At 70.5% G+C, this 22,785-nt stretch carries 19 protein-coding genes; 11 read left to right on the top strand and 8 right to left on the bottom strand.

The genetic code is table 11. The annotated features are described in order from the left end of the window. Positions 1–46 precede the first annotated feature (46 nt). From pgl to tkt, 6 genes are read right to left on the bottom strand one after another with little or no spacing between them, the layout of a single operon-like run. Positions 47–817, bottom strand: a complete 771-nt coding sequence (pgl, locus tag AB0J90_RS32040; RefSeq protein WP_363602341.1) for a 6-phosphogluconolactonase — start codon at positions 815–817, stop codon at positions 47–49. Further along, a complete protein-coding gene (locus AB0J90_RS32045) occupies positions 814–1,851 on the bottom strand; it encodes a glucose-6-phosphate dehydrogenase assembly protein OpcA (protein WP_363602343.1) in 1,038 nt (345 codons plus the stop codon). Before AB0J90_RS32045 ends, pgl begins: the two co-directional genes overlap by 4 nt. 43 nt (positions 1,852–1,894) lie before the next feature. After that, positions 1,895–3,442 carry a glucose-6-phosphate dehydrogenase gene (gene zwf, locus AB0J90_RS32050; protein WP_363602345.1) on the bottom strand — a complete coding sequence of 516 codons (1,548 nt, stop codon included), beginning with the start codon at positions 3,440–3,442 and terminating at the stop codon, positions 1,895–1,897. A 1-nt stretch (position 3,443) separates the two neighbouring features. Then, complete coding sequence (locus AB0J90_RS32055) at positions 3,444–5,090, bottom strand: glucose-6-phosphate isomerase (protein ID WP_363602380.1); 1,647 nt, start codon at positions 5,088–5,090, stop codon at positions 3,444–3,446. 2 nt (positions 5,091–5,092) lie between these two features. Then, the gene (gene tal / locus AB0J90_RS32060; protein ID WP_363602347.1) at positions 5,093–6,271 is read right to left on the bottom strand and encodes a transaldolase; all 1,179 of its coding nucleotides are present in this window, start codon (positions 6,269–6,271) and stop codon (positions 5,093–5,095) included. Between the two features lie 14 nt (positions 6,272–6,285). Beyond that, the gene (gene tkt, locus AB0J90_RS32065) at positions 6,286–8,424 is read right to left on the bottom strand and encodes a transketolase (RefSeq protein WP_363602349.1); all 2,139 of its coding nucleotides are present in this window, start codon (positions 8,422–8,424) and stop codon (positions 6,286–6,288) included. Positions 8,425–8,693: 269 nt separating this feature from the next. Here tkt and AB0J90_RS32070 point away from each other — a divergent pair, with 269 nt between their 5' ends. The 3 genes from AB0J90_RS32070 to AB0J90_RS32080 all read left to right on the top strand — a co-directional run bounded on the left by AB0J90_RS32070 (position 8,694) and on the right by AB0J90_RS32080 (position 11,202). Beyond that, positions 8,694–9,656: a heme o synthase gene (locus AB0J90_RS32070; RefSeq protein ID WP_363602351.1), complete on the top strand. Its 963-nt coding sequence runs from the start codon at positions 8,694–8,696 to the stop codon at positions 9,654–9,656. Between the two features lie 296 nt (positions 9,657–9,952). After that, entirely contained in the window at positions 9,953–10,288 is a 336-nt protein-coding gene (locus AB0J90_RS32075) for a hypothetical protein (RefSeq protein ID WP_326556958.1), read from the top strand. Positions 10,289–10,293: 5 nt separating this feature from the next. Next, a complete protein-coding gene (locus AB0J90_RS32080; protein WP_363602353.1) occupies positions 10,294–11,202 on the top strand; it encodes a hypothetical protein in 909 nt (302 codons plus the stop codon). A gap of 196 nt (positions 11,203–11,398) precedes the next feature. On the opposite strand, the gene AB0J90_RS32085 is transcribed toward AB0J90_RS32080, so the two are convergent. Next, positions 11,399–12,358 carry a COX15/CtaA family protein gene (locus AB0J90_RS32085; protein WP_363602356.1) on the bottom strand — a complete coding sequence of 320 codons (960 nt, stop codon included), beginning with the start codon at positions 12,356–12,358 and terminating at the stop codon, positions 11,399–11,401. Positions 12,359–12,559: 201 nt separating this feature from the next. Between AB0J90_RS32085 and AB0J90_RS32090 the strand changes: the two genes are divergently transcribed. From AB0J90_RS32090 to AB0J90_RS32125, 8 genes are read left to right on the top strand one after another with little or no spacing between them, the layout of a single operon-like run. Continuing rightward, entirely contained in the window at positions 12,560–13,249 is a 690-nt protein-coding gene (locus tag AB0J90_RS32090) for a transcriptional regulator (protein ID WP_363602358.1), read from the top strand. After that, positions 13,246–14,676 (top strand): Fe-S cluster assembly protein SufB, encoded by a 1,431-nt coding sequence (gene sufB / locus AB0J90_RS32095; RefSeq protein WP_363602360.1) that lies wholly within the window; start codon positions 13,246–13,248, stop codon positions 14,674–14,676. Before AB0J90_RS32090 ends, sufB begins: the two co-directional genes overlap by 4 nt. Before the next feature lie 52 nt (positions 14,677–14,728). Then, positions 14,729–15,871: a Fe-S cluster assembly protein SufD gene (sufD, locus tag AB0J90_RS32100; RefSeq protein WP_363602362.1), complete on the top strand. Its 1,143-nt coding sequence runs from the start codon at positions 14,729–14,731 to the stop codon at positions 15,869–15,871. Then, positions 15,871–16,197: a non-heme iron oxygenase ferredoxin subunit gene (locus tag AB0J90_RS32105; RefSeq protein ID WP_363602364.1), complete on the top strand. Its 327-nt coding sequence runs from the start codon at positions 15,871–15,873 to the stop codon at positions 16,195–16,197. Before sufD ends, AB0J90_RS32105 begins: the two co-directional genes overlap by 1 nt. Next, complete coding sequence (gene sufC, locus AB0J90_RS32110) at positions 16,194–16,967, top strand: Fe-S cluster assembly ATPase SufC (RefSeq protein WP_363602366.1); 774 nt, start codon at positions 16,194–16,196, stop codon at positions 16,965–16,967. The genes AB0J90_RS32105 and sufC overlap by 4 nt, the downstream gene beginning before the upstream one ends. Before the next feature lie 20 nt (positions 16,968–16,987). Continuing rightward, positions 16,988–18,292 (top strand): cysteine desulfurase, encoded by a 1,305-nt coding sequence (locus tag AB0J90_RS32115; RefSeq protein ID WP_363602368.1) that lies wholly within the window; start codon positions 16,988–16,990, stop codon positions 18,290–18,292. After that, positions 18,292–18,765, top strand: coding sequence for a Fe-S cluster assembly sulfur transfer protein SufU (gene sufU / locus AB0J90_RS32120; protein WP_326556966.1), 474 nt, complete (start codon positions 18,292–18,294; stop codon positions 18,763–18,765). The genes AB0J90_RS32115 and sufU overlap by 1 nt, the downstream gene beginning before the upstream one ends. Next, positions 18,762–19,229 (top strand): metal-sulfur cluster assembly factor, encoded by a 468-nt coding sequence (locus AB0J90_RS32125; RefSeq protein WP_363602370.1) that lies wholly within the window; start codon positions 18,762–18,764, stop codon positions 19,227–19,229. Before sufU ends, AB0J90_RS32125 begins: the two co-directional genes overlap by 4 nt. A gap of 80 nt (positions 19,230–19,309) precedes the next feature. Here AB0J90_RS32125 and AB0J90_RS32130 read toward each other — a convergent pair whose 3' ends face one another. Further along, on the bottom strand, positions 19,310–22,570 hold the full coding sequence (locus tag AB0J90_RS32130) for a penicillin acylase family protein (protein WP_363602372.1): 3,261 nt from the start codon (positions 22,568–22,570) through the stop codon (positions 19,310–19,312). Between the last annotated feature and the right edge of the window lie 215 nt (positions 22,571–22,785).

The following is a 22,785-nucleotide window of genomic DNA, read 5'->3' on the forward strand; positions in this document are numbered from 1 at the left end:
CACGGCCGGGCCCCGGTCACACCGTCGGGCCCGGCCGCGGGTCGGCTCAGCGCAGGCTGCGGAAGGTCGGCTTGACCTCGGTCGCCGCCGCGCGGTCCAGCAGCCACCGGGTGCGCTCCACCCCGTGTACGCCGGCCGCCGGCAACTGCAGCGCACCGGCGCCGGACAGGGCCATCCCCACCGCCCGTGCCTTGTCGGCCCCGCTCGCCACCAACCAGACCTCCTCGGCCGTGTTGATCGCCGGCAGGGTCAGCGTGGTCCGGATCGGCGGCGGCTTCGGGCTGCCCCGTACGGCGCTGACCGGGCGGGTCTCGTAACCCACCGGGTGCTCCGGGAACACCGACGCCACATGACCATCCTCGCCCACCCCGAGCATCAGTACGTCGAAGTGGGGCAGCGAGGCCGTACCGGGCCGTGCCGCAGCCTCCAGGGTGGCGGCGTACCGGGCGGCAGCCGCCTCCGGATCGGGCCCGTCCGGCCCGTCCGACGGTGGCATGGCGTGCACCCGGCTCGGGTCCAGCGGCAGCGCGTCGAGCAACGCGGCCCGTGCCTGGGTCTCGTTGCGCTCCGGGTGACCGGACGGCAGGAAACGCTCGTCCCCCCACCAGACGTCGACCCGGGACCAGTCGATGGCGTCCCGGGCCGGCAGGTCGCGTACCGCGAGGAAAACCGCGGCGGCGATCCGACCCCCGGTCAGCACCACCCCGGCCTCGCCCCGGTCCGCCTGCGCGTCGATCAGCTTGACCACCAACCTGGCCGCCACCACCTGGGCGAGTACGGCCGGGTCGGCGTGTACCTCGACAACGGTTTCGCTCACGTCGCGGACCCACCGGGTGCGGCCGGTGCCGACGTGCCGCCCTGCGCACCCGCGGGCACGGCGGGCCGCCGCGGCGGCGTCGGGTCCTTCCAGATGTGCACCCGCTGGCCCGGTCGCGCGTCCAGGCCGGTGAGGCCCGTGGACGCGCTCAGCGCCTCGGCGTAGATCTGGTCGGCGTCGAGCCGCCGCAGCTCCTCGGCCAGTTCGTCACCGAGCGGGCGACGGGTCAGCGGCAGATGACGGTCGGCCTGCCCGGTCCGCTCGAACGTGGCGGTGTTGTTCTCCCGGGTGAGCACCAGCCGGTCGCCGTTGGCGCAGTCGAGCTCCACGGAGCGCATCCGGGCGTACTCGTTGGTGTCCTGCCACTGCGGCGCGACCCCGAGCCGGGCGGTCAGCCAGCCGATCATCAGCGCCGCCGTCGGGTCGGTGCTCGGCGCCACCACGGTGGCGTCGGTGACCCGGGCCGCGGTGGTGTCGAAGGCGCCGGCCACCAGGGTGCGCCACGGGGTGATCCGGGTCCACGCCAGGTCGGTGTCGCCCGGGGCGTAGTCCACGGCCCGCTGACGCAGCGCGTCGATCGGGTTGATCGCCTGTGCCGCGTCGGTGATCCGCCGGTCCGCGACCACACCGAGGAAGTCGTTCGCGATCTGCGACGGCGGCTCGCTGTGCCACCACGTGACCACCGGTACGTCCGGCACCAGCAGCGGCATCACCACCGACTCGGCGTGCAGCGCGAGCCGGCCGTACATCCGCATCACGACGGCCTCGCACGGCCCGAGCCGGCCGCCCACGACGATCTCCGCGTCCAGCCGGCTCTGCTCCCGCTCCACGTCCGAGCGGACCACGACCAGCAGCCGGCACGGGTGTGCCGCCGCGGCGATGGTGGCCGCCGCCTCGGCCTCACGGACCCGCTTCTCGTCCACCACCACGATGAGCGTGAGCGCCATGCCGCTGGCCACCCCGCCCGCGCTGCGCCGCTCGGCGGCCAACGCCTTCACCACCTCGTTGCCGGTGGTGTCCCATAGGCCGATCAAAGGAGCCTCCTGGTCTGCTCGCCAAGCCCGGCGGTACGTACGTTCACGCCCGCCGCCATGCCCGGCCCTCTCGTTCCAGCAGCTCGTCGGCGGCCCGGGGCCCCCACTCGCCGGCCCGGTACGGCTCCGGCCGGGTGCCCCGCCAGGCGGCTTCGAGCGGGTCGATGACCTGCCAGCTCTGTTCCACCTCGGCCGCGTCCGGGAAGAGCGTCCGGTCCCCGATGAGCACGTCGAGCACCAGTCGCTCGTACGCCTCCGGGCTGGACTCGGTGAACGCCTCGCCGTACTGGAAGTCCATCGCGATGTCGCGGACCTCCATGGTGGTGCCGGGCACCTTGGCGCCGAACTTCAGCACCACGCCCTCGTCCGGCTGCACCCGCACGACGAGCTGGTTGTTGCCCAGCATCTCCATGTCGGTGGCGTTGAACGGCAGGTGCGGCGCCCGCTTGAAGATGATGGCCACCTCGGTGACCCGGCGGGGCAGCCGCTTGCCGGCGCGGATGTAGAACGGCACCTCGGCCCAACGCCGGTTCTGGATGCCCAGCCGCACCGCCACGTACGACTCGGTGGTCGAGTCCGGCGGGATGTCCTTCTCCTCCAGGTAACCGACCGCGCGTTGCCCGGCCACCCAGCCGGGCAGGTACTGCCCGCGTACGGTGCCGGTGGCGACGTCCTTGGGGATCGTGATCGCCCGCAGCACCTTGAGCTTCTCGGCCCGGATCTCGGCGGCGTCGAAGCTGGTCGGCTCCTCCATCGCCACCAGGGCGAGCAGCTGCAACAGGTGGTTCTGGAGTACGTCGCGGGCGGCACCGGCAGAGTCGTAGAAACCGGCCCGGGAGCCGATGCCGACGTCCTCGGCCATGGTGATCTGGACCGAGTCGACGTACTTGGAGTTCCACAGCGGTTCGAAGAGGTTGTTCGCGAACCGCAGCGCCATGATGTTCTGGACGGTTTCCTTGCCCAGATAGTGGTCGATGCGGAACACGTCCTCACGGGTGAAGACGTCGTCGACCAGGTCGTTGAGCGCCTTCGCCGACGGCAGGTCGGAGCCGAACGGCTTCTCCACCACCACCCGCCGCCAGCCGCCGGACTTGGCGTTGTCGGCCATGCCGGTCCGGGCGAGCTGCTTGAGCACGACCGGGAAGGCGGCGGGTGGGATGGAGAAGTAGAACGCCGCGTTGCCGGCGATCCCGTGCGTGGTGCGCAAGTCGTCCAGGGTTTCGGCGAGGTGGTCGAACGCCTCGTCGTCGTCGAACGAGCCGCCGACGAACTTGATGTTGCCGGCCAGCCGGGCCCAGACCTCGTCCCGCCAGGGCGTACGGGCACCCTTGCGCGCGGCCTGGTAGGCCAGCGACTCGAAGTCGCCGTCCCCCCAGTCCCGCCGGGCGAAACCGAGCACCACGAAGCCCGGCGGCAGCAGTCCCCGGTTCGCCAGGTCGTAAACCGCCGGCAGCAACTTCTTCTGGGCCAGGTCACCCGTCACACCGAAGATCACCAGAGCCACCGGCTCCGGGATGCGAGGCAGCCGCCGGTCCTGCGGATCCCGCAGCGGATTCACGGCGTCCCCTTCCTTGCTCAGCCCTGGGCTCATCTCAGCTCCGCAGCTCTCGTACCGCGTCGAGGAGTTGACTCACGCCCGCCGCCCGGTCGGTCAGGTGCAGGTGCAGCACCGGACGGCTCCGGCCGGCCAGCGCCTGCCGGTCGCCGGCCGCCTGGGCCGCCTGCAGCTCACCGAAGGTGTACGGCTTGCCCGGCACCGGCAGGTCCTCGGCGACCGCGCCGGTGATCTGCAGGTACGAGCCGACCTGCGGGCCACCCTTGTGGTACTGGCCGGTCGAGTGCAGGAACCGGGGTCCCCAACCGAAGGTCACCGGGCGACCGCTAGCGTCGGCGAGCAGTGGGCGTACCTGTCCCGCGTCGGCGTCGCCGAACCGGTCGAGGTACGCCATCACGCTCAGGTAGCCGTCCGAGCCGAGCCCGTCGAGCAGCCAGCGGAGCACACCGGGCAGGTCGCCCGGGGCGCCGGCCGGCGCGTACACCTCGATCGAGCCGGCGGTGAACGACGGCGTCTCGGCCGGCAGTCCGCCGTCCAGGATCCGGTTGGTGTTCTCCTTGGACTCGGTGACGTTCGGCTGGTCGAACGGGTCGATGCCGAGCACCACCCCGGCCAGCGCGGTGGCGTACTCCCAGGCGAGGAACTGGGCCCCGAGCGGGCCGTTCACGGCCAGGTCGGGGGCGATCCCGGCACCCGGGGAGGTGCCCGGGGTGAGCGCACCGCCGTAGGTGACGGTGAGTACGTCCGACCCGGTCGCGCCGGGCGCCTGCGGCGACTCGACGACCACCGGCAGGATGCCCACGCCGCCCTTGCCGGTCGACTCGGCGATCAACTGCTCGGCCCAGTCGCCGAGTCCCTCGATGCCGGTGCCGTCCGAGATCAGCGCGATCTTGTCCCGCCCGACGGTGGCGGCGGTGCCGAGCGCGGCGCCGAGCGCGAGGCCCGGGTTGTCCTTGTCCCCGGCGAGCGACCCGGCCAGTTCCTCGGCCTGGTCGAGCAGTTCGACCACCTCGACCCCGGCCAGGGCCGAGGGGACCAGGCCGAACGCGGTCAGCGCCGAGTACCGGCCGCCCACGTTCGGGTCGGCGAGGACGACGAAGGCGCCCATCTGGGCGGCGGTGTCGGCAAGCGGCGAGCCGGGGTCGGTGACGACCACGAAGTGCCGCCCGGCCTCGGCCTCGGTCAGCCCGGCGTCCAGGAACGCCTGCCAGTACGCCCGCCGGTGGCTGTCGGTCTCCACCGTGGAGCCGGACTTGCTGGCGACCACCACGACGGTGTTCAGCAGCCGGTCACCGAGCGCGGCCCGGACCTGGCCCGGGTCGGTGGTGTCGAGCACGGTCAGCGGTCGCCCCAGGGTGCGGGCGATGACCTCGGGGGCGAGCGACGAGCCGCCCATGCCGGCCAGTACGACGTGGTCGAGGTCGGCCAGTTCGGCCTTGAGCTCGGCGAGCTGGGGGAGGAGTTCGCGGCTGCGCTGGTGGGTGTCCACCCAGCCGAGCCGCTTGGACGCCTCGGCCTCGGCGTCCGGTCCCCAGAGGGTGGCGTCCTTGGTCGCCAGCCGGCGCGGGGCGTCGTCGGCGACCAGGGCGGCGCGGGTGGAGCCGGGCGCGGAGGCGTCGACCGCCTCCGCGCCGTGGACCGTCAGTCCGGCCGCCGCCTCCGCGCTCCCCAGGTCCTGGGTCACGGTCACGCGTTGCCTCCCGCCTGCTGGGCGGCCTGGGCGTTGTCCTGGGCCGCCGCGTTGGGCTGGCTGGCGCCCTTGGCGGCCGCTTCGAGCGACTTGCGTACGCCGTCGAGCAGTTCCTCCCAGCTCGCCTCGAACTTCTCCACGCCCTCGCGCTCCAGCGTGTTGATCACGTCGTCGAAGTCGACGCCGACGCCGATCAGGTCGCCGAGCACCTTGCGGGCCGCGTCGAACGAGCCGGTGATGGTGTCACCCCGGGTCTCGCCGTGGTCGGCGTACGCGTGGATGACCGCTTCCGGCATGGTGTTGACCGTACCGGGCGCGACCAGTTCCTCGACGTAGATCACGTCGCGGTAGTCCGGGTTCTTGGTGGAGGTGGAGGCCCAGAGCGGGCGCTGCGGGTGCGCACCGGCGTCGGCGAGCGCCTGCCAGCGGTCGGAGGAGAAGACCTCGGTGTAGCGCTCGTACGCGAGCTGGGCGTTGGCGACGGCGGCCTTGCCCTTGAGTGCCTTCGCCTCGGCCGAGCCGATCTTCTCCAGCCGTTTGTCGACCTCGGAGTCGACGCGGGAGACGAAGAACGAGGCGACCGAACCGATCTTGGTCAGGTCGTGCCCGTTCGCCTTCGCCTGCTCCAGGCCGGCCAGGAAGGCCTCCATCACCTGCGAGTAGCGGTCCAGGCCGAAGATCAGCGTGACGTTGACGCTGATCCCCTCGGCCAGGGTGGCGGTGATCGCCGGCAGGCCGGCCTCGGTCGCCGGGATCTTGATGTAGAGGTTCGGCCGGTCGACCAGCCACCAGAGCGACTTCGCCTCGGCCACGGTCTTCTCGGTCTCGTACGCGAGCCGCGGGTCGACCTCGATCGACACCCGCCCGTCCACTCCGGCCGAGCTGTCGTACGCCGGGCGCATCACGTCGGTGGCCCAGCGGACGTCGTACGTGGTCAGCATGCGTACGGCCTCTTCCACGGACACCCCGCGGACGGCCAGGTCACGCAACTGCCAGTTGTACTCGTCGGCGTCGCTGAGCGCCTTGGCGAAGATCGTCGGGTTCGTGGTGACCCCGACCATGTGCTTCTCGCGTCGTAGCTGGTCCAGCCCGCCGGAGCTGAGCCGCACCCTTGAAAGATCATCGAGCCAGACCGCGACACCCGCCGCGCTGAGCTCACCCAACCTGTCCGTCATGTGCTGACCTTCTCTCAGTTACCGGTGGTCGAACCAGTGATCTCGCCGACCTTCGCCAGCGACGCGTGTGCGGCGGCGACGATGTGGTCGGGAGTGAAGCCGAACTGCTCGAACAGGACCGTGTGCGGCGCGCTCGCACCGTAGTGTTCCAGGCTCACGCTCTCGCCGAGGTCGCCGACCAGGTGACGCCAGGACATGGCGATGCCGGCCTCGACGCTGACCCGGGCCTTGACGGCGCGCGGCAGCACCGTCTCGCGGTACGCCGAGTCCTGCTCCTCGAACCATTCCTGGCACGGCATCGACACGACCCGGGTCGGGGTGCCGGCCGCCTCCAGGCGTTCCCGGGCGGTGAGGCAGAGCTGCACCTCGGAGCCGGTGCCGATGAGGATCACGTCGGGTTGCGCGGTGGACGCCTCGGCCAGCACGTAGCCGCCCTTGGCCGTGCCCTCGGCGGAGGCGAGCGTCTCCCGGTCGAGGGTCGGCAGCGGCTGCCGGCTCAGGGCCAGCGCGGCCGGCCGGTCGGTGTTGGTCAGCGCCTGCCGCCAGGCCCAGGCGGTCTCGTTGGCGTCGGCCGGCCGGATCACGTCGAGGCCGGGGATGGCGCGCAGCGAGGTGAGGTGCTCGACCGGCTGGTGGGTGGGGCCGTCCTCGCCGAGGCCGATCGAGTCGTGCGTCCACACGTAGGCGACCGGCAGCTTCATCAGCGCGGCGAGCCGTACCGAGGGGCGCATGTAGTCGCTGAAGACCAGGAACGTGCCGCCGTAGGGGCGGGTGCCGCCGTGCAGTGCGATGCCGTTGAGGATCGCGCCCATGGCGTGCTCACGGATGCCGAAGTGCAGCGTGCGGCCGTACTCGTGACCGGGGAAGTCCTTGGTCGCGTACTCGGCCGGGATGAACGACGGCTCGCCCTTCATCGTGGTGTTGTTGCTCTCGGCCAGGTCGGCCGAGCCGCCCCAGAGTTCGGGCAGCACCGGGGCGAGCGCCTCCAGCACCTTGCCCGAGGCGGCCCGGGTGGCGACGCCCTTGGCGTCCGCCGGCCAGGTCGGCAGCGCGTCGGTCCAGCCATCGGGCAGCGTACGGGTGGAGAGCCGGTCGTGCAGCGCCTTGCGCTCCGGGTTCGCCTTCGCCCACGCCTCGTACGCCTTGTTCCACTCGGCGTGCTCGGCCTGGCCGCGCTCCACGGTGCCCCGGGCGTGCGCGAGCACCTCGTCGGCGACGGTGAAGCTCTGCGCCGGGTCGAAGCCGAGGATCTTCTTGGTGGCGGCGACCTCGTCCGCGCCGAGCGCCGAACCGTGGATCTTGCCGGTGTTCTGCTTGTTCGGCGCGGGCCAGCCGATGATGGTGCGCAGCGAGATGAACGAGGGCCGGTCGGTGTTCTCCTTGGCGGCGTTCAGCGCGGCGTAGAGCGCCTCGACGTCCTCGTGGTAGTCGCCCTTGTCGGCGTCACCGGCGCGCCAGTCGACGGTCTGCACGTGCCAGCCGTAGGCGGCGTAGCGGGCGGTGACGTCCTCGCTCTTCGCGATCCGGGTGTCGTCCTCGATCGAGATCTCGTTGTCGTCGTAGATCAGCACGAGGTTGCCGAGCTTCTGGTGCGCGGCAAGGGAGCTGGCCTCGTGGCTGATGCCCTCCTCGATGTCGCCGTCGGAGGCGATGCACCAGATGTGGTGGTCGAAGACGGACTGGCCGGGCTCGGCGTCGGGGTCGAGCAGACCGCGTTCGCGCCGGGCGGCCATCGCCATGCCGACCGCGTTGCCGATTCCCTGGCCGAGCGGGCCGGTGGTGGTCTCGACGCCGACGGTGTGACCGTGCTCGGGGTGGGCCGGGGTGAGCGAACCCCACTGGCGCAACGACTTCAGGTCGTCCAGGCCGAGCCCGTAGCCGCTCAGGTAGAGCTGGATGTAGAGGGTGAGGCTGGAGTGGCCGGCGGAGAGGACGAACCGGTCCCGGCCCGGCCAGGCGGCGTCGGTGGGGTCGTGCTTCAGCAGCCGGTTGAAAATCAGGTACGCCGCTGGGGCCAGGCTCATCGCCGTGCCGGGGTGGCCGTTGCCGGCTTTCTCCACGGCATCCATGGCCAGCACACGAACGGTATCGACGGCCCGACGATCGAGGTCGGACCAGTTCAGCGGAGATTGCGCGGGTCGTTTGGCAGCCACGATCGTTTGTGCTCCTAGGCAGTGGTCGGAACCCTCTGGGATGACCCTAGCGACCCGGGCTAAACGTGCGCCCGGGGATCCAGATGCCGATACTCTCGACCCGGCTGATTCGCCCGCGCGGGCGCGTGGCGAGATGTGACCGCCCGCACCCTTGACGGGTCGGCCGGTCAGCCAAAAGGGCGACGCGTAGGCTGTCGCTCGGCATGCTGACCGGGCCAGGTCGCCGCCGAAATCCGATCTCCCGCCTCGATGCCGGAAGGTGGCAATCCGTGAGCACGATCACCGAGCGACCGGTCGCCACCAGCCCTGCGGGAGAGCCGGAGGCCGAAAGACTGGCCGGCTCGGCCAGAGGTCGTGACATCGGCGCGGTGGTCCGGTCGTACGTCTCGCTCACCAAGCCTCGGATCGTCGAGCTGCTGTTGGTGACGACGGTGCCGGCGATGATGCTTGCGTCGCGGGGCCTGGGATCGATCTGGCTGATCGTGGTGGTGCTGGTCGGCGGCTCGCTGGCGGCGGGTGCCGCGAACGCGTTGAACTGCTACATCGACCGTGACATCGACCAGTTGATGCGGCGTACGAAGCGGCGTCCGCTGCCGACGCACACCGTCGCGCCGCGCAGCGCCCTGGTTTTCGGGCTGACGCTGGCCGTGGTGTCGGTGGCCCTGATGGCGGTCTTCACCAACTGGCTCGCCACCGCGCTCACCCTCGGCGCGATCGCCTACTACGACCTCGTCTACACCATGTGGCTCAAGCGCACCACGCCGCAGAACACCTTCTGGGGCGGCATCTGCGGGGCGGCCCCGGTGCTGATCGGCTGGGCCGCGGTGACCGGGTCGCTGTCGCCGGCCGCATGGGCGCTGTTCGCGCTGGTCTTCTTCTGGCAGCTACCGCACTTCTACGCCCTGGCCATCAAGTACAAGGACGACTACGCGCGGGCGGGCATCCCGATGCTGCCGGTGGTGGCGTCGATCCGGCGGGTCGGCATCGAGATCGTCGCCTTCTCCTGGCTGACCGTGGGCGCTTCGCTGGCGGCCTGGCCGGTGAGCCCGGAACTGGGACCGATCTACGGCGGTACGGCCGTCGTGGTGGGGGCGATCTTCCTGCTCGAGGCGCACCGCCTGCAGAGCCGGGGTCGCCGGGGTGAGCCGCTCAAGCCGATGCGGCTGTTCCACTGGTCGACCACCTACCTGACGATCCTGTTCGTCGCGGTCGCGCTCGACGCCCTGATCTGAGCGCGCACCACGGCTCGATCCACCGGAACAGTCGATCGACCATGATAAATCGAGCAGATCGAGCTGATTAAATCTGGTCCGCCCGGTATGCCGAGAAACGCCCTGTTGTCGAGCTGAGTCGACGCGACTCAAGGGTGACAGTGGTTTGGTCTGGTTTGACATAAAATGATGGACGCCTATAACGGATAAATGGGCATAAACCACCTGTGCTTCTCCTTAAGCCAATAGGTAATTGGCATCACAAATTCCCGACAACCAACCAGCACATGAGCCGACCTCTGCTTAGGCTTCGGCTCATGGCAGATGGTTCCGATACGACGCTGACGAGTGAAGAGACCGTCGCGACCCCGGCTCCGAGCGGTCTGGTAGCCGGCATCAAGACGTTCGCCGCCGGACACGGCGGTGCGAAGGCGGTCATCGAATACGTCGGCAAGCGGGGAGCGCGCATCGTCCTGGTCGGCGAGGACGGCGTGTGGGCGGACCAGTTCGCGGACGGCACCGATGTCGCCCGGCTGGCCTGCGAGAAGGCGGGCGTGACGGTGGAAAACGAATGGGAGCGCGAGCTCATGGACCAAATGCGGCCGAGCAACGACCTGTGGCGGTCGATGGCCCGGCGCGTGATGGCCCGTTGACGACCTTGTCCGATGATCACGGTGCGACCCGGGGGGAGCCCCGGGTCGCTCTTGTTACCTGCGCCGAACTGACCGACCTGGATCCCGACGACCGGTTGGTGCTCGGGCCGCTGGCCGCCCGTGGGATACGCGCCGAAGCGGTGGTCTGGGACGCTCCCGGGGTCGACTGGGCCGGGTACGACCTCGTGGTGCTCCGCTCGCCCTGGGACTACGCCCCTCGGCGGGACGAGTTCGTCGCCTGGGCGGCCACGGTGCCGCACCTGGCGAACCCGGCCGAGGTGGTCCGCTGGAACACCGACAAGCAGTACCTCGGCGAACTGTCCGACGGCGGCGTGCCGATCGTGCCGACCGCCTGGGTCGAGCCCGGTGCCCACTGGGAGCCGCCCGAGACCGGCGAGTACGTGATCAAGCCCGCGATCAGCGCCGGCAGCCTCGACACCGGCCGGTACGACCTGTCCGACCCCGCCGTACGGGCGCTGGCGCGGCGGCACGTCGACCGGCTCGCGGCGGCCGGGCGGCTGACCATGGTGCAGCCGTACCTGAGCGCGGTGGACACCGTCGGGGAGACGGCGCTGCTGTTCCTCGCCGGCCCGGACGGGCTCGCGTTCAGCCACGCGATCTGCAAGGGCGCGATGCTGACCGGGCCGGACTCGGAGACGCCCGAGCTGTTCCGGGCCGAGAAGATCACTCCCCGCACCCCCAGTGCGGCCGAGCGGGCCGTGGCGGACCTGGTGCTGTCCGCCCTACCCGGCGGCACCGATCGGCTGCTCTACGCCCGGGTGGACCTGATTCCCGGCGCGGACGGCGCCCCGGTGCTGGTCGAGGTCGAGCTGACCGAGCCGTCCCTGTTCCTGGCCCATGCCCCCGGTGCCGCCGACCGCCTCGCCGACGCCATCCTCACCCGCCTCACCTGACCCACCGCGCGCCTGCCCGCCGGGTGCGCGCCGCAGTCGAACGAGTGCCCGTCCGGAGTCCGGACGGGCACTCATTTACGTGAAAGCGGGGCAACGGGCGCGGCCGGTGCGCAAAGGTGGGCGCAGAGGTACGAGCGGCTGCCGGCGTCCGGTTGCGATCCGGCGGCCGGCCGGCCGGAGTCGGCGGGCGCCGGAGTCAGCGGGACAGGGCGGGGGCGGGCGTGGCGGAGGCGGCGGTGCGGTCGACGGTGGCGGCCGGGACGGCGGGCAGCCGTTCCCTGGTCGCCCAGAGCACCGACAGCGTCGCCAGCCAGACCAGGCAGGCCCCGAGCATGTGCGCGCCGACCAGGAGCGCGGGCAGGTTGGTCAGGTACTGCACCACGCCGATCAGTCCCTGGGCCAGCTCGACCGCGAGCAGCACCGCCGTGGCGCGTACCGCGACCGCCGGGGCGCCGGCCGCGCGCAGCGCGAGCAGCAGGCCCACGGTGAGGCCGACGAGCAGGAACACCACGTCGGCGTGGAACTGGGAGATGGCCTGGGAGTCGAGACCGTTTCGGGCGGCGGCCGCATCGCCCGCGTGCGGCCCGCTACCGGTGACCAGCACACCGACCACGATGACCGCGCCGCTGACCGCCGTGGTGAGCCAGGCCAGCGTCCGTGCGGGTCGGGGCACGGTCAGCCGGGCCGGACCGTCGTCCTCGCTCACCCGACGCCAGAACGCGTACGTGGAGAGCAGCAGCAGCATCGAGACGATGAAGTGGACGCCGACCACACCCGGGTTGAGATGCATCCGTACGGTGATCCCGCCGATCACCGCCTGCGCCGCGATGCCGAGCAGCACCGCCCCGGCGAGCAGCACCAGGGAGCGGCGGCGGGGCCGGTACAGCAGTGCCGCGACCAGTCCGGCGAGTGCGATCAGCCCGACCACGCCGGTGAGCGTACGGTTGCCGAACTCGATCGCCCCGTTGATGCCCAGCGCCGGTGTGGTCGTGTACGACTCGTCGGTGCAGCGCGGCCAGGTGGGGCAGCCGAGCCCCGACCCGGTGAGCCGTACGGCGCCACCGGTGACCACGATGCCGACGTTGGCGACCACCGAGGCGAGCGCGAGGCGGCGCAGGAGCGGGAGGCTGACCGGAAGGCGGCCGAATCGGTTCACGGCGGCAATCCTACGTAGCGTAGTGGTGGGCCCTGACGGCGACCGGCGCAAACCGGTGGTCCGGATCACTCGCGGTACGGTTTGCGGTCGTCTCGGGAAATACGTAACGTTGGCGTAGTGAAAAACATGGCGGCGCTCTCTGAGCACGATCCGGTGGCCGATCCGGCCGCCGGTGCCACCGTGTCTCCGCAGAACCCTTCCATGATCGCTGATCGCACCCGCGACCGGGTCACCCACCTGCTGCTCGCGCACGGCGCGTCCACCGCCGCCGAACTCGGCGCGGCGCTCGGGCTCAGCCCGGCGGCGATCCGCCGGCACCTGGACGCGATGCTGGCCGACGGCGACGTCACCTCCCGTGAGCAGCCCCTGCGCGGCCACCGCGGTCGCGGCCGTCCGGCGCGCGTGTTCATGCTCACCGACTCGGCGAAGGTTCGTTGCGGCACCCACACCTACGACGGCATGGCCACCGCCGCGCTGCGCTGGATCGCCCAGCAGGGCGGACCGACGGCGGTGGACGCGTTCGCCGCCGAGCAGGTGTCCGGCCTGGAGGCCCGCTGCCGGGCCGCCCTGGAGGGTGCCGGCGACGACCCGATAGCCCGCGCCGAGGCGCTTGCGGGCGCACTCACCGACGAGGGCTACGCTGCCAACGCGTCCACGATCGCCACCGGCGGTCAGCTGTGCCAGCACCACTGCCCGGTGGCACATGTGGCCGCGGAGTTTCCCCAGCTGTGCGAGGCCGAGACGGCGGTCATCTCCCGTCTGATCGGCACCCACGTGCAGCGTCTGGCCACCATCGCGCACGGCGACGGGGTGTGCACCACGCACATTCCCGCCCAGTCGAGGCGCGCCCAACCCGGTAATCCCGTCACCACTGTGAGGACAGATAGATGACCGAGCAGATCGTTGCGCCCATCTCCCAGGAAGAGCACCTCGCCGCCCTGGGCCGTTACGAATACGGCTGGGCTGACACCGACACCGCCGGGGCGACCGCCCAGCGTGGTCTGTCCGAGGCCGTGGTGCGCAACATCTCCGCGCTCAAGAGCGAGCCCGAGTGGATGCTCGACCTGCGGCTCAAGGGCCTGCGGCTGTTCGGTCGCAAGCCGATGCCGGCCTGGGGTGCGGACCTCACCGGGATCAACTTCGACAACATCAAGTACTTCGTACGCTCGACCGAGAAGCAGGCCGCGAGCTGGGACGACCTGCCCGCGGACATCAAGAACACCTACGACAAGCTGGGCATCCCGGAGGCCGAGAAGCAGCGGCTGATCTCCGGCGTGGCCGCCCAGTACGAGTCCGAGGTCGTCTACCACAAGATCCGTGAGGACCTGGAAGAGCAGGGTGTGCTCTTCCTGGACACCGACACCGCGCTGCGCGAGCACGAGGAACTCTTCAAGGAGTACTTCGGCACCGTGATCCCGGTCGGCGACAACAAGTTCGCCGCGCTGAACACCTCGGTGTGGTCCGGTGGCTCGTTCATCTACGTGCCCAAGGGCGTACGGGTGGACATCCCGCTGCAGGCGTACTTCCGGATCAACACCGAGAACATGGGTCAGTTCGAGCGGACCCTGATCATCGTCGACGAGGGTGCGTACGTGCACTACGTCGAGGGCTGCACCGCGCCGATCTACTCCTCCGACTCGCTGCACAGCGCGGTCGTCGAGATCATCGTGAAGAAGAACGCGCGCTGCCGCTACACCACCATCCAGAACTGGTCGAACAACGTCTACAACCTGGTCACCAAGCGCGCCGTCTGCCACGAGGGCGCGACCATGGAGTGGATCGACGGCAACATCGGTTCCAAGGTCACCATGAAGTACCCGGCCGTCTACATGGTCGGCGAGCACGCCAAGGGCGAGGTGCTCTCGGTGGCCATGGCCGGTGAGGGCCAGCACCAGGACGCCGGCGCCAAGATGGTGCACGCCGCGCCGCACACCTCCAGCACGATCATCTCCAAGTCGATCGCCCGTGGCGGCGGCCGTACCTCCTACCGGGGCCTGGTCCAGGTGCTGGAGGGCTCGCACCACAGCCGGTCCACGGTCAAGTGCGACGCCCTGCTGGTCGACACCATCTCCCGGTCGGACACCTACCCGTACGTCGACATCCGCGAGGACGACGTGTCGATGGGGCACGAGGCGACCGTCTCCAAGGTCAGCGAGGACCAGCTCTTCTACCTGATGAGCCGGGGGATGAGCGAGGACGAGGCGATGGCGATGATCGTCCGCGGCTTCATCGAGCCGATCGCCAAGGAACTGCCGATGGAATACGCCCTGGAGCTCAACCGCCTGATCGAGCTGCAGATGGAGGGCGCGGTCGGCTGACGCCGCCCGCCCACCTCCAGCCGGACCTCGCCAGAGAAGACTCAAGGAAGAGATGACTACCGAGGCTTTCGCGCCGCCCACGACCAAGTCGCAGGCGCTCCGCTCGTACGACGTCGCCGACTTCCCGGCCCTCACCGGGCTCGAGGAGGAATGGCGGTTCACGCCGCTCAAGCGCCTCCGGGCGCTCGCCGGTGACCCGGCGGGTACGCCCGCCCCGCTCGGCCACGAGGTCGGGGAGCTGCCGGCCGGCGTCACCACCGCCACCATCGGCCACGACGACCCGCGGGTCGGCAGTGTGCTCACCCCGTTCGACCGGGTGAGCGCGCTCGCGCACGGCGGGGCCGCCGAGGCGTTCCTGATCTCGGTCGCCCCCGAAGCGCTGGTCACCGAGCCGGCACTGGTCCGGGTGGTCGGTCCCGGCGCGGCGCAGGTGTCCTACGGGCACACCTTCGTCGAGGTGGGCCGGTTCGCCGAGGTCACCCTGGTGCTGGAGCACGCCGGCAGCGCGACGCTGGCCGACAATGTCGAGGTGGCGGTCGCCGACGGGGCGAAGCTGACCCTGGTGACGGTGACCGACTGGGCGCCGGACGCGGTCCACGCCCAGCACCTGAAGGTCCGGCTCGGCCGGGACGCGAAGGTGGTGCACGTACAGGTCTCGCTCGGCGGTGACCTGGTACGGCAGTTCACCAGCGTGGAGTACACCGGCCGCGGTGGCGAGGCGGAGCTGTACGGGCTCTACTTCGCCGACGCCGGTCAGCACCTGGAGCACCGGCAACTGGTCGACCACACCGTGCCGGACTGCCGCAGCTACGTGGGCTACCGCGGGGCGTTGCAGGGCGAGGGCGCGCACACGGTCTGGGTCGGTGACGTGCTGATCCGAGCCGCCGCGACCGGCACCGACACGTACGAGATCAACCGGAACCTGGTCCTGTCGGACGGGGCGCGGGCGGACTCCGTACCGAATCTCGAAATCGAGACCGGCGAGGTGGCCGGCGCCGGCCACGCCAGCGCGACCGGCCGCTTCGACGACGAGCAGCTCTTCTACCTGATGGCTCGGGGCATCCCGGAGTCGGAGGCGCGCAAGCTGGTCGTCCGCGGCTTCTTCGCCGAGCTGATCAACAAGATCCCGGTACCGGAGCTGCGCGAGCGGCTCGGCGACGCGATCGAGGCCCGGCTCGTCAAGGCGGGCTCCTGATGGTCCGGATCTGTGCGGTCGACGAGGTGCCGAAGGGCGCCGTCGTCCGGGCAGAGGTCGACGGCACCGAGATCGCCCTGGTGCACGCCGACGACGACGCCTTCTACGCCATCCGGGACGAGTGTTCGCACGCCGCGGTCGCTCTCTCCGAGGGTGAGCTGGACGGCTGCACGCTCGAGTGCTGGCTGCACGGCTCCCGGTTCGACCTGCGTACCGGTGAGCCGAGCGGCCTGCCCGCCACCGAACCGGTGCCCGTTTATCCCGTCGAGGTCCGCGACGGCGATGTATTCGTCAGTCTTACGCCAAGCAATGGAGTTACCCCGTGAGCGTTCTGGAGATCCGTGACCTGCAGGTGTCGGTCAAGCTGCCCGAGGGCGAGCTCAAGCCGATCCTGGCCGGCGTCGACCTGACCGTGCGGGCGGGGGAGACCCACGCCATCATGGGACCGAACGGGTCGGGCAAGTCGACCCTGGCCTACTCGATCGCCGGTCACCCGAAGTACCAGATCACCGGCGGCTCGGTGACCCTCGACGGCGTCGACGTGCTGTCGCTGACCGTGGACGAGCGGGCCCGCGCCGGGCTCTTCCTCGCCATGCAGTACCCGGTCGAGGTCCCCGGCGTGTCGGTGGCCAACTTCCTGCGTACCGCCAAGGGCGCGATCGACGGCCAGGCGCCGAAGCTGCGCACCTGGGCCGGCGAGCTGCGCAGCGCGATGGAGCGGCTGCAGATGGACCCGGCGTTCGCCCAGCGCAACGTCAACGAGGGCTTCTCCGGCGGTGAGAAGAAGCGGCACGAGATCGTGCAGCTCGAACTGCTCAAGCCGAAGGTGGCGATCCTCGACGAGACCGACTCCGGTCTCGACATCGACGCGCTGCGGGTGGTCAGCGAGGGCGTCAACCGGGTCCGCGAGACCGGCGAGACCGGCCTCCTGCTGATCACCCACTACACCCGGATCCTGCGCTACATCAAGCCGGACTTCGTACACGTCTTCGTCGGCGGCAAGATCGTCGAGCAGGGCGGCCCGGAACTGTCCGAGAAGCTCGAGGCCGAGGGTTACGAGCGGTACGTGGCCGGGGCCGGCGCGGCTCACGCCTGAACGAGAGAAAGCTGCCAGAGATGACCACGATCGCGATCCCGCCGGGCATGCCGCAGTACGACGACGTGCCCCGCTTCGACGTGTCGAAGGTGCGCGCCGACTTCCCGATCCTCGATCGGCAGGTCAACGGGCACCCGCTGGTCTACCTGGACAGCGCCAACACCTCGCAGAAACCGCGGCAGGTGCTCGACGTCCTGCGGGAGCACTACGAGCGGCACAACGGCAACGTGTCCCGCTCGGTGCACACGCTGGGCACCGAGGCGACCGAGGCGTACGAGGGGGCGCGGGCGAAGGTGGCCGCCTTCATCAACGCCCCCAGCCCGGACGAGGTGGTGTTCACCAAGAACTCCACCGAGGCGATCAACCTGGTCGCGTACGCCTTCTCGAACGCCTCGGTCGGCACCCACGGCGACCCGAGGTTCCGCCTCGGCCCCGGCGACGAGGTGGTGATCTCCGAGATGGAGCACCACTCGAACATCGTGCCCTGGCAGTTGCTCTGCGAGCGGACCGGCGCCACCCTGCGCTGGTTCCCGCTCACCGAGGGGGGCAGGCTGGACGAGTCCGGGGTGGACGAGCTGATCAACGAGCGGACCAAGCTGGTCTCGCTGGTGCACGTCTCCAACATCCTCGGCACGGTCAACGCCACCGCGCGGATCACCGCCCGGGTGCGTGAGGTCGGCGCGCTGCTGATGCTCGACTGCTCGCAGTCGGTGCCGCACATCCCGGTCGACGTGGCCGACCTGGACGTCGACTTCATCGCGTTCACCGGGCACAAGATGTGCGCCCCGACCGGCATCGGGGTGCTCTGGGGCCGGGCGGAGTTGCTCGCGGCGATGCCGCCGTTCATGGGCGGCGGTTCGATGATCGAGACCGTCTCCATGGGGGGTTCCACCTTCGCGCCGCCACCGGCCCGGTTCGAGGCGGGCACCCCGCCGATCGCCGAGGCGGTCGCGCTGGGCGCGGCGGTCGACTACCTCACCGGTATCGGCATGCGGGCGATCCAGTGGCACGAGAAGGAAATCACCGCGTACGCGTTGGACGCGCTCGGGACCGTACCCGGGCTGCGGATCTTCGGGCCGGTGGTGCCGATCGGCCGCGGCGGCACGATCTCGTTCGCGCTCGACGGCGTGCACCCGCACGACGTCGGTCAGGTGCTGGACGACCAGGGTGTGCAGGTACGGGTCGGGCACCACTGCGCGCGCCCGGTGTGCGTGCGGTACGGCGTACCGGCGACTACCCGCGCCTCGTTCTACCTCTACACCACCACCGCGGAGATCGACTCGATGGTGGCTGCTCTCGAGCAGGTGCGAAAGGTTTTCGGCTGATGCAACTCGACCAGCTCTACCAGGAGATCATCCTGGATCATTACAAGCACCCGCACGGTCGCGGGCTGCGCGACCCGGCCGACAAGTCCGGTCAGGTCGCGGAGGCCCACCACGTCAACCCGACCTGTGGTGACGAGGTGACCATGCGGGTGGCGGTGGCGCGGGACGTGCTGTCCGACATCTCGTACGACGGCATGGGCTGTTCGATCAGCCAGGCGTCGGCGAGCGTGCTGCACGAACTGCTCAACGGTCGTGGTGCCGACGAGGCGTTCGCCGTGCACGCGGCGTTCGTCGAGCTGGTCTCCGGTCGCGGGCTGGTGACTCCGGACGAGGAGGTGCTGGGTGACGGGGTGGCTTTCGCCGGTGTCGCCCGCTACCCGGGCCGGGTGAAATGTGCGCTGCTGCCGTGGATGGCGTTCAAGGACGCCGCGGTACGCGCCGGTGTGGGCGTGAGCCCGGAGGTGAAGGCATGAGCGAGCGCAGCGAGGTGCTGGACATGAGTTCCGAGGAGAGCGTCGGCGCGACCGGTGCGGCCGAGGTCGCCGCGACCGGCGCGGATGACACCGCCGTGACCGGCACGGGCGACACCCTTGCCGCCGCGCCGGCCGTCAGCAAGGCCGCGATCGGCGAGATCGAAGAGGCGATGAAGGACGTCGTCGACCCCGAACTGGGCATCAACGTGGTCGACCTCGGGCTGGTCTACGGGGTGCACGTCGGTGACGACAACGTCGCCACCCTGGACATGACGCTGACCTCGGCGGCCTGCCCGCTGACCGACGTCATCGAGGACCAGACCCGGCAGGCGCTGACCACCGGCCCCGGTGGCGGTCTGGTCGCCGACTTCCGGATCAACTGGGTGTGGCTCCCCCCGTGGGGCCCGGACAAGATCACCGACGAGGGCCGCGACCAACTCCGCGCCCTCGGCTTCAACGTCTGACGGGGCTCCCGAAGACGCAGTTGTAGAGAAAGAGTGGCTATTCGGACCCGGATAGCCACTCTTTCTCTGTTTCAGGGGCGTCAGTGGGTGTAGACCTCGAACTCCCAGAGGGAGAAGCCGTAGGTGGTGGCGCGGGTTTGGCCGTGCATGCGTACGTAGCGGGTTGGGGTGGCGGGGAAGTCGACGTTGTCCGTGCCGCCGTCGCCGGTGGTGGTGGACCAGACCGGCTGCCACGTGTTGCCGTCGGCGGAAACCTCGATTCGGTAGGACCGGGCGTACGCCGACTCCCAGCTCAGCACCGCCCGGCTGACCGACCGGACCGAGCCCAGGTCGACGGTGATCGACTGGTTGTCCGACCAGGAACTCGCCCAGCGGGTGCCGGGGTCGCCGTCGACTGCCCGGGCGGCACCGTTACCGAGCTGGCTGCTCGATGCGGTCACCGTACGGCCGGCGGCCAGGTTGCCCACGTTGTCGCCGCGCCGGGCCGGGAACGACACCACCTGCTGGTACGTCGGCCGGTTCTGCCAGGCGACGGTGGCGTGCTTGATCCCGCCGAGCGGTGACTGGATGATCGAGTCGGCGCACCACTGGTCACCGGCCGAGCAGGTTTCGTCGCCCGGGTAGACGGTGGTCGCCGGCTGGGCGGCGGCGCTGCGCAGCGTGTCCAGCAGGATCTGTCGGCAGGCGGCCAGGTTGCCGCCGCCGCAGTAGGTGCGGCCGAGCCCGCCCTGCACCGGGTCGCCGAGCACCGCGCGCAGGTCCTTGTCGACCCAGCCCCACCAGCCGTACTGGAACGACGACCCCTTGTGCGCCTGGGCCTCGTTCGCCGAGGTCGGCAGGTCGGAGACGTCGCCGCGCTGATGGCCCGACGGCGACTCGTTGATCTGCATCGCGTTCACCAGAGCCTGGTAGAGGTCGGCCCCGAGCGGCGCCTTGAACTGGCCGTTGACCAGCAGTGGCCACCACGCGTCGAAGACCCGGATCGCCTCGGCGTGCTGGTAGACCTTGGACCCACTGGCGGTCTCCACCCGCAGTGCCCCCGCCTGCCGCCAGCTCTTCAACCGGCTGATCACGGCGGCCAGGTTGGTGTCGGTCACCGGTTGGCTCTCCAACACCCGGATCAGCTCGTCGAGCACCTCGATGCCGCGCAGGTCGGTCAACCCGGCCCGCTCCACCAGGGTGGTCAGCGACCCCCGGTCGAACTTCTGTCCGGCGGCAAGCGCGGCCCGTACCGGCTTGTCGAGCAGGTCGCCGCGGTGCACCGCGCCGAAACTGAAGTTGCCGTCGGCCGCACCGAAGTCCTTCGCCTGCTTGTTGTTCCAGCTCACGTAGTAGTCCTGGTCGACCGAGTTCGGGTGCGCGCCGGTCGGGGTGTAGTTCGCCGTGTTGGCCACCGGGTCGAAACCGGCCCACTCGTACGCGGGTTCGGCCTTCTGCGGCAGGTTCGGGTTCGACCCGGCGGCGCGTACCGGGTTGAGGCCGGAGTTGAAGTACGCGGCCTCGGTCGAGTTGACGTAGAACCAGTTGAACGCGTACCCGATGGTGGCGGCGGACTCCTTGAAGGCGGCGGCGCTGCCCATCGCGGCCGGGTCGTTGAACATCTGGAAGCCGATCGCCGAGTCCGCCTCGTGCCGGTACGTCGACCGCAACGACGTGAACGCGTACGGCTGGCCGCCGACATTCCCGCGCCAGGAGACCAGACCGAGCGCGGTTCGCCAGGCGATGATCCGGTACGACCCGGCCGGTGTGCCGTCGGCGACGCTCGGGGTCCAGGAGTTGACGTGCGACAGTTCCTCCATCGCCAGGCACTGCCCCCGGAAGCGGTAGCGGTTGCTGGCCAGGGTGGGCGCGCTGCCGTCGGTGGTGCAGAGCGGGACCGCGTACGTGTCGGTGATGTCCTGGTTGGACGAGGTGGCGCTCCACGCGTAGTGCTGACCGCGGCCGAGCAGGACGTAGAGGTTGATCCCGGCGAACGCGGCGCCTCGGGCGCTGATCCCGGGGCCCTGCAATTCCTGCACCATCAGCAGCTGCGGGGAGAAGTAGCCGGTCTGCGGGCCGAAGACGGCGACCGGGTGACCGGTGCTGGAGTGCTCGGCGGAGATCACCGCCGCGTTCGACATGCCCCGGCTGGCCGGGGTGATGGTCAGCCCGGACAGCGCGGCGGCGAGTTCGGACGGGCCACCGGTGCTGCTGGTCGCCGAACCGGTCTGGTCGGTGACCACCGGTTCCACCCGGCTGCTGCCGGCGTCGGGCAGCACCACGCTGGGCGCGTCCGGCGAGGCGCCGCCGTACGGGAAGCTCTGCCCGTCGTGCAGGGTCAGCACCGCCTCCGGGTCGTTCTCGGCCCGGAACGCGGCCCACACCCTGTCCCCCTCGACGGGGCCGTACTTCGCCCGGGCGGCGATCCGGACCAGCGCCGACTGCATCTCGGTGCCGCCACCGCCGCCGAACAGCCCGCCGACCACCCCGGCGATGGCGATCAGGTCGGTCATCTCGAACCGGACCGGGCCGCCCGCGTTGGTGATCGCGTCCAGGTGCCCGGTGAGCACGTACTCGCCGGGGCAGTTGCGGCCCGTCATGCAGACGCCGATGTACGCGTTGATCCCGTCGATGTACTCGCGTACGTCGTCGTAGAGCTGCTCGCCGCGCGGGCCGCGCTGGCGCAGCGCCTCGACCTGGGCCTGGAGGTCCGCCTCGGTGTACGGGGAGTTGCGCCAGACGCTCTGCTCCAGCGCCCGGTTGCCGGGGGCGCCACCCGCGAACGGGGTGAGCGTGCCGCGCCCGACGTGCCGCAGCAGGTCCATGGTGAACAGCCGGTCCTCGGCACCGGCGAATCCCGCGCCGTACATGGTGCCGCCGCGGGTGGTGCCGGTGATGTGCGGTACGCCGGTGGACCGGTCCCGCACGATGGTCACGTCGGCGCGCGGGGAGTAGGTCCGTTCGGCCTGGCCGGGCGGTACCCCGAAGGAGGCGTCGTTGAAGAAGTTGCCGATCTGGTCCTCGCGCAGGCCGGCGTAGCCGTAGACCAGGTTGGCGTACTTGCCGAGCTGGTCGCCGGAGTGCCGGGGCAGGGTGCCGAAGGCCTGGTTGCCGAGGATCTCGACCAGGGTGGCGTTGCCGTTCTGGCCGGGCGGCAGGATGTCGGCGCATTCGCCGAGGCAGTAGTCGGTGGCGGCGAAGGAGGTGGTGCCGTTGCTGGCCGGTGCGGCGGAGCTGGACCCGATTCGGTCCGGTTCGGGGGCGGCCTGTGCGCCGCCGGGACCGGCCACGAGCGCGGTCGCCGTGGTGACCAGGACGGCGAAGGCCGCCGTCACCCGTCGATTCAGGACATGTCCGGGCATGGCTGATCCTCCTGCCGGTGGGATCATTACATGAAGAAACCTCGGGTACCGGATGGTAACCGTTCGTCGAGAACGTTGGAAAGACCTAACATCGTCGATACCTCGCCGACATCCGCTCCTGCTCCGCGTACCCGGTGGGACGGTCGGACGGCTCACCACGACAAACGGCGACCCGACCGCCGGCTCCGGCGGTCGGGGCGCCGTTTGTCCCCGGT

The organism is Micromonospora sp. NPDC049523, assembly GCF_040676775.1.
Lineage (GTDB): Bacteria > Actinomycetota > Actinomycetes > Mycobacteriales > Micromonosporaceae > Micromonospora_G.